The sequence below is a fragment of the Microvirga sp. HBU67558 genome, assembly GCF_018069605.1.
Taxonomy (GTDB): Bacteria; Pseudomonadota; Alphaproteobacteria; order Rhizobiales; family Beijerinckiaceae; genus Microvirga; species Microvirga terrae.
On record NZ_JAGPUP010000272.1, the window covers coordinates 1 to 838 of the forward strand.

Here is an 838-nt window from a genome sequence, read left to right on the forward strand (position 1 = left end):
GGTTGCGAATTTCCTGCGAACTCTGGGACTTCGTCGCGGCGATCACCTCTTGCTGCTGCTCGGCAACGTTGCGCCGTTGTGGGAGACGATGCTCGCGGCCATAAAACTTGGGGCGGTGGTCATCCCGGCGACAACGCTCCTGACACGGGAGGAACTCAGTGACCGCATGGAGCGTGGCCGCGTTAAGCTCGTGATCGCGGGTTCCGATCAGGTCACCAAGCTTGAGGGCCTGTACGACAGCAATGTCACCTGCGTTCATGTCGGCCCCGACGCTCCGCCGGGCTGGCACGACTATCAGGAAGCCTCCCAGCAGCCCGAGGCCTTCGTCCCGGATGGACCAACACAGCCGGACGATCCGCTGTTGCTCTATTTCACCTCCGGCACCACGGCCAAGCCCAAGCTGGTGCGGCATACCCAGCGCAGCTACCCGATTGGCGCTCTCTCCACCATGTACTGGCTGGGCTTGCAGCCCGGAGACATTCACCTGAACGTCTCCTCGCCCGGTTGGGCCAAGCACGCCTGGAGTTCCGTCTTCGCGCCCTGGAATGCCGGCGCGACCGTGTTGGCTGTGAACCAACCCCGCTTTGAGGCCAAAAGCCTTCTGGATGTCATGAACCGCTGCAGAGTGACCACGTTCTGCGCTCCCCCGACGGTTTGGCGACGGCTGATCCAGGAGGATCTGGTCAGCTACAAAGGCGCGCTCCGGGAGCTCTGTGGATCGGGCGAGCCGTTGAACCCAGAAGTCATCGATCAAGTGCGAGCGGCCTGGGGCCTTACCATCCGTGACGGCTATGGCCAGACCGAGACCACGGCCCAGATCGGCAACTCGCCAGGCCAG

At 63.4% G+C, this 838-nt stretch carries 1 protein-coding gene; it reads left to right on the forward strand.

Annotated elements, in window-relative coordinates; all coding sequences use genetic code 11:
* On the forward strand, positions 1–838 hold an 838-nt coding region (locus KBI52_RS01190; protein ID WP_210804830.1), incomplete at both ends, for an AMP-binding protein.